4 protein-coding genes are annotated in these 6,033 nt (G+C 62.8%); 2 read left to right on the top strand and 2 right to left on the bottom strand.

Going from position 1 to position 6,033, the window contains the following annotated elements:
* Nucleotides 1-67: 67 nt before the first annotated feature.
* Nucleotides 68-2,809 (bottom strand): aconitate hydratase AcnA, encoded by a 2,742-nt coding sequence (acnA, locus tag NUV89_RS26815; protein WP_257783687.1) that lies wholly within the window; start codon nucleotides 2,807-2,809, stop codon nucleotides 68-70.
* A gap of 190 nt (nucleotides 2,810-2,999) precedes the next feature.
* On the opposite strand from acnA, the gene rlmM reads away from it, so the two are divergent.
* Both rlmM and tusA read left to right on the top strand, forming a co-directional pair.
* On the top strand, nucleotides 3,000-4,076 hold the full coding sequence (rlmM, locus tag NUV89_RS26810; RefSeq protein WP_124528025.1) for a 23S rRNA (cytidine(2498)-2'-O)-methyltransferase RlmM: 1,077 nt from the start codon (nucleotides 3,000-3,002) through the stop codon (nucleotides 4,074-4,076).
* Between the two features lie 76 nt (nucleotides 4,077-4,152).
* A complete protein-coding gene (gene tusA / locus NUV89_RS26805; RefSeq protein WP_017737323.1) occupies nucleotides 4,153-4,404 on the top strand; it encodes a sulfurtransferase TusA in 252 nt (83 codons plus the stop codon).
* Here the strand turns inward: tusA and NUV89_RS26800 are convergent.
* A complete protein-coding gene (locus NUV89_RS26800; RefSeq protein WP_257783686.1) occupies nucleotides 4,401-5,795 on the bottom strand; it encodes an MATE family efflux transporter in 1,395 nt (464 codons plus the stop codon). The genes tusA and NUV89_RS26800 overlap by 4 nt on opposite strands.
* Between the last annotated feature and the right edge of the window lie 238 nt (nucleotides 5,796-6,033).

The following is a 6,033-nucleotide window of genomic DNA, read 5'->3' as shown; positions in this document are numbered from 1 at the left end:
AAATATCTGTGACTGACATACCGCATTCGCGAGCAAGCCCGCTCCCACATTTGATCTCCACTGCTCTTTAGCTGGCGATCAGCTGGCGCAGGACGTAGTGCAAGATCCCCCCCGCCTTGAAGTATTCCACTTCGTTAAGCGTATCGATCCGACACAACACCTCAACCTTCTCTTGACTGCCATCCTCCCGCGTAATCACCAGCGTCAGGTTCATCCGCGGTACGATCTCCGCACCCGTCAGCCCGAGAATATCGATCTGCTCCTTGCCGCTGAGCGTGAGGGTCTTGCGGTTCTGATCCAGCTTGAACTGCAACGGCAGCACGCCCATGCCCACCAGGTTGGAACGGTGGATGCGCTCGAAACTCTCGGCAATTACCGCCTTCACCCCCAGCAGGTTCGTGCCCTTGGCCGCCCAGTCGCGGCTTGAGCCGGTGCCGTATTCCTGGCCCGCAATCACCACCAACGGCGTACCCGCCGCCTGGTACTGCATCGACGCGTCGTAAATCGCCATTTTCTCGCCGGTGGGGATATACAGCGTGTTGCCGCCTTCCTCGCCGCCGAGCATTTCGTTGCGGATGCGGATGTTAGCAAAGGTGCCGCGCATCATCACTTCATGGTTGCCCCGGCGTGAGCCGTAGGAGTTGAAGTCGCGCGGCTCCACGCCCTGCTCGCGCAGGTAGCGGCCGGCCGGGCTGTCGGCCTTGATGTTGCCGGCGGGGGAGATGTGGTCGGTGGTCACCGAGTCGCCCAGCAGGGCCAGGATATTGGCACCCTGGACATCCTTGATGACCGGTAAAGGCCCGGTTATATCGTCGAAGAACGGCGGATGCTGGATGTAGGTGGAGTCCTTCTGCCACACATAGGTCGCGGCCTGTGGCACTTCAATGGCTTGCCACTGCGCGTCACCGGCAAACACCTCGGCGTATTCCTTGTGGAACATACCGGTGCTGACCTGGGCCACCGCGTCGGCGATTTCCTGGCTGCTGGGCCAGATGTCCTTGAGGTACACCGGCTTGCCATTCTGGTCGTTGCCCAGCGGCTCGCTGCTGATGTCGATGCGCACGGTGCCGGCCAACGCATAGGCCACCACCAGCGGCGGCGAAGCCAGCCAGTTGGTTTTCACCAGCGGATGCACGCGGCCTTCGAAGTTGCGGTTGCCGGACAGCACCGAGGCTACGGCCAGGTCGGCCTTCTGGATGGCTTTTTCAATCGGCTCGGGCAGCGGGCCGGAGTTGCCGATGCAGGTGGTGCAGCCATAACCCACCAGGTCAAAGCCGAGCGTGTCGAGGTAGTGGGTCAGGCCCGCCGCCTTGTAGTAGTCGGTGACCACTTTGGAGCCGGGCGCCAGGGAGGTCTTGACCCAGGGTTTGCGGGTGAGGCCCTTTTCCACGGCTTTTTTCGCCACCAGACCGGCGGCCATCATCACGCTGGGGTTGGAGGTGTTGGTGCACGACGTGATCGCGGCGATGACCACGGCGCCGTTTTTCAGGCGATAGGTCTGGCCTTCGAAGTCGTAATCGGCTTCACCTACCAAGTCGGCATTGCCTACGGCAACACCGCCGCCGCCTTCGCTTTCCAGGCGCCCGACCTCTTTGCTGGCCGGTTTGAATTGCAGGTCGAGGAAGTCGCTGAATGCCTGGCCGACATCTGGCAGCGACACCCGGTCCTGCGGGCGTTTCGGCCCGGCCAGGCTGGCTTCGACGCTGCCCATGTCGAGGGCCAGGCTGTCGGTGAACACCGGTTCCTGGCCGGCGTTGCGCCACAGGCCCTGGGCCTTGGTGTAGGCCTCGACCAGCTTGACGGTGGCTGACGGACGGCCCGACAGGCGCAAGTAGTCCAGTGTCACTTCATCCACCGGGAAGAAGCCACACGTGGCGCCATATTCCGGTGCCATGTTGGCGATGGTGGCGCGGTCGGCCAACGGCAGGTCAGCCAGGCCGTCGCCATAGAACTCGACGAATTTGCCCACCACGCCTTTCTTGCGCAGCATCTGCGTCACGGTCAGCACCAGGTCGGTGGCGGTGATGCCTTCCTTGAGCTTGCCGGTGAGCTTGAAGCCGATCACTTCCGGGATCAGCATCGACACCGGCTGGCCGAGCATCGCCGCTTCCGCTTCGATGCCGCCCACGCCCCAGCCGAGTACGCCGAGGCCGTTTATCATGGTGGTGTGGGAGTCGGTACCCACCAGGGTGTCGGGGAACGCGTAGGTGCGGCCGTCCTCGTCCTTGGTCCACACAGTGCGGCCGAGGTATTCGAGGTTGACCTGGTGGCAGATGCCGGTGCCCGGTGGCACCACGCTGAAGTTGTCGAAGGCACTCTGGCCCCAGCGCAGGAAGGCGTAGCGCTCGCCGTTGCGCTGCATTTCGATATCGACGTTCTGTTCGAACGCGTCGGCGTTGCCGAATTTGTCGACCATCACCGAGTGGTCGATCACCAGGTCCACCGGCGACAGCGGGTTGATGCGCTGCGGGTCGCCACCGGCCTTGGCCACGGCGGCGCGCATGGCGGCCAGGTCGACCACGGCGGGGACGCCGGTAAAGTCTTGCATCAATACTCGGGCGGGGCGGTACTGGATCTCGCGGTCGGACTGGCGCTCCTTGAGCCAGGCGGCGATGGCCTTGAGGTCGGCGCCGGTGACGGTCTTGTCGTCCTCCCAGCGCAGCAGGTTTTCCAGCAACACCTTGAGCGACATCGGCAGCTTGTCCAGGTCGCCCAAGCTTTTGGCGGCTTCGGGCAGGCTGAAGTAGTGGTAGGTCTTGTCGTCTATTTCCAGGGTTTTAAGGGTTTTCAGGCTATCAAGCGATGACATGACGCGACTCCTTATGATCCGCACGGCTACGGACCTGACGGGACGGACAGAGCTATAAAGCTAGCCCTGTTTTCATTAGCAGGCTAATAACTGGACTCTATGGTTAAGTCCAAGGTTCCGAACTCAGTTATCATGCGCGCGTTTTCATGACAGGCCTTGCGCTACAGCAAGCCAGTTGCCAGGAGAGTTGATGAACACCCTTTTTATGCACTGCCGCCCGGGTTTTGAAGGCGAAGTCTGTTCCGAGATCGCGGAACACGCCGCGCGCCTGAACGTTTCCGGCTACGCCAAGGCCAAGACCGGCAGCGCCTGCGCCGAATTTGTCTGCACCGAAGAAGACGGCGCCCAGCGCCTGATGCACGGCCAGCGTTTTGCCGAGCTGATCTTCCCACGGCAGTGGGCGCGCGGGGTGTTCATCGACCTGCCGGAAACCGACCGCATCAGCGTGATCCTCGCCCACCTGCGCGAATTCCCGGTGTGCGGCAGCCTGTGGCTGGAGATGGTCGACACCAACGATGGCAAAGAGCTGTCGAACTTCTGCAAGAAATTCGAAGTGCACCTGCGCAAGGCGTTGCTCAACGCCGGCAAGCTGGTGGACGACCCGAGCAAGCCGCGCCTGCTGCTGACCTTCAAGAGCGGCCGCGAAGTGTTCATGGGCCTGGCCGAGTCGAACAACTCGGCGATGTGGCCAATGGGCATCCCGCGTCTCAAGTTCCCACGTGACGCGCCAAGCCGTTCGACCCTCAAGCTGGAAGAGGCCTGGCACCATTTCATCCCTCGTGACCAGTGGGACGAGCGCCTGCACGGCGACATGACCGGCGTCGACCTCGGCGCCGCGCCGGGCGGTTGGACCTGGCAACTGGTCAACCGGGGCATGCTGGTGACCGCCATCGACAACGGCCCCATGGCCGAAAGCCTGATGGACACCGGCCTGGTGCAGCACCTGATGGCTGACGGTTTCACCTTCGTGCCCAAGCAGCCGGTGGACTGGATGGTGTGTGACATCGTCGAGAAACCGGCGCGCAACGCAGCGCTGCTGGAAACCTGGATTGGCGAAGGGCATTGCCGTGAAGCGGTGGTGAATCTGAAGCTGCCGATGAAGCAGCGTTATGCTGAAGTGAAGCGTTTGCTGGAGCGCATTGAAGAGGGCTTCAAGGCGCGCGGCATTCGGGTGGAGATTGGTTGCAAGCAGCTGTATCACGACCGTGAGGAAGTGACCTGCCACCTGCGCCGCCTGGAAACCGCCAAGAAACCCAAGAACCGCTGAATACTTGAAGTGACCACAAAACCCCCCTGTGGGAGCCCGCTCCCACACAAGAGCGGGCCGTTTTCAGGAGTGAGATATGAGCCAATCCCAGGATCTTCCGGTCGACGGCATCCTCGACGCCACCGGCCTCAACTGCCCCGAGCCGGTGATGATGCTGCACCAGCACATTCGCGACCTGCCGCCCGGCGGCTTGCTCAAGGTGATCGCGACCGACCCGTCGACCCGACGCGATATTCCCAAGTTCTGCGTGTTCCTTGATCACGAACTGGTGGATCAGCAGGAACAGGCCGGTACGTACCTGTACTGGATTCGCAAGAAGTCCGCTTAACCCACGGCCTTGGCCGCGCGAATGCGTCGGCGTGCACTGCGCGCCAGGCGCACCAGCAACATCCCCGCCGCACAGCTCAAGCCGACGATCAGGCCCTGCCACAAACCGCTCGGGCCGCTTGGCGCGCCGAGCCAGTCGGTGAGCCCCAGCGCATAGCCGACCGGCAGCCCCACGCCCCAATAGGCAAACAGCGTCAGCACCATGGTCACCCGGGTGTCCTGGTAGCCACGCAGTGCGCCGGCCGCCGTGACCTGGATCGAGTCGGAAAACTGGAACAGCGCGGAAAACACGATCAGCGTCGATGCCAAGTGAATCACCACCGGGTCCGGGGTGTAGATCGCCGCCAGCTGCTCGCGAAACACCAGCATCAGGCTGCACGATAGGCAGGCGTAGGCCACCGCGGTGCCCATGCCGACCCCGGCGGCAAAGCGTGCCTCACGCGGCTCGCCGCGGCCCAGGGCCTGGCCGACGCGCACGGTGACGGCCATGCTCAGGGAGTAGGGGATCATGAACACCAGCGAGCTGATGTTCAGAGCGATTTGATGGCCGGACACCACGGTGGCCCCCAGGCTGCCCAGTAGCAGCGCAATCACCGCAAAAATGCTCGATTCGGCAAATATCGCGACGCCAATTGGCAGGCCGATGCCCAGAATGCGCTTAATCACCGCCCATTGCGGCCAGTCGAAGTGCTTGAACAACTCGCTGCTCTGGTACGCCGGCCCGAAACGTGTCCACACGGCCAGGCCAATCGCCATCGCCCACATCGAAATGGCCGTGGCCCAGCCGCAGCCTACGCCGCCCATGGCCGGCAGGCCGAGGTGACCGTAGATGAAGATGTAGTTCAGCGGAATATTCAGCGCCAGGCCAAACAGGCCCATGACCATGCTCGGCCGCGTGCGGCCCAGGCCGTCGCTGAAGCAGCGCAGCACGTAATACAGCGCGATGGCTGGCATGCCGGCGGCGATGCCGTGCAGGTAGCCCATGGACGGCGCGATCAGGTCCGCTTCGACCTTCATGGCGTGCAGGATCGGCTCGGCGCACAACAGCAACAGCGCGCCCATGATTCCGACCACCACTGCCAGCCACAGCGACTGACGTACCAATGGCCCGATCTCGCTGAAGTGACCGGCGCCGAAACGCTGGGCGACTTTGGGCGTAGTGGCCAGCAGGGTGCCGGACATCAGCAAGTACACCGGAATCCAGATCGAATTGCCCAGGCCCACCGCCGCCAGATCCTGGGGGCTGACACGCCCGGCCATCACCGCATCGACAAAGCTCATCGCGGTGGTGGCCAATTGGCCGATCATGATCGGCAGGGCGAGCGTCAACAGGTCGCGCACTTCCCGGCTGATGCGGGCGGGGCGGGTGAGGGCGGCGGTGGCAGTGTTCACGTACGGGTGTCCAGGAATAAAGGAAGGCGCAAGGACGGCGGATTCTACGCCTTGACGTGATGGTCAGGAAAAAACCTGTGTTAGCGATTTGTAAGCGTTATCCCAAACACCACAAATCCCCTGTGGGAGCTGGCTTGCCTGCGATAGCCATAGGTATCTACACAGCTACTGGACCTGACAAAACCCGAAGCTCTGGCTCTGGCTCTGGCTCTGGCTCTGGCTCTGGCTCTGGCTCTGG

The sequence above is a fragment of the Pseudomonas sp. 18.1.10 genome (assembly GCF_024655625.1).
In the GTDB taxonomy this organism is placed as follows: Bacteria; Pseudomonadota; Gammaproteobacteria; order Pseudomonadales; family Pseudomonadaceae; genus Aquipseudomonas.
This window is presented reverse-complemented; position numbering and strand designations above follow the sequence as displayed.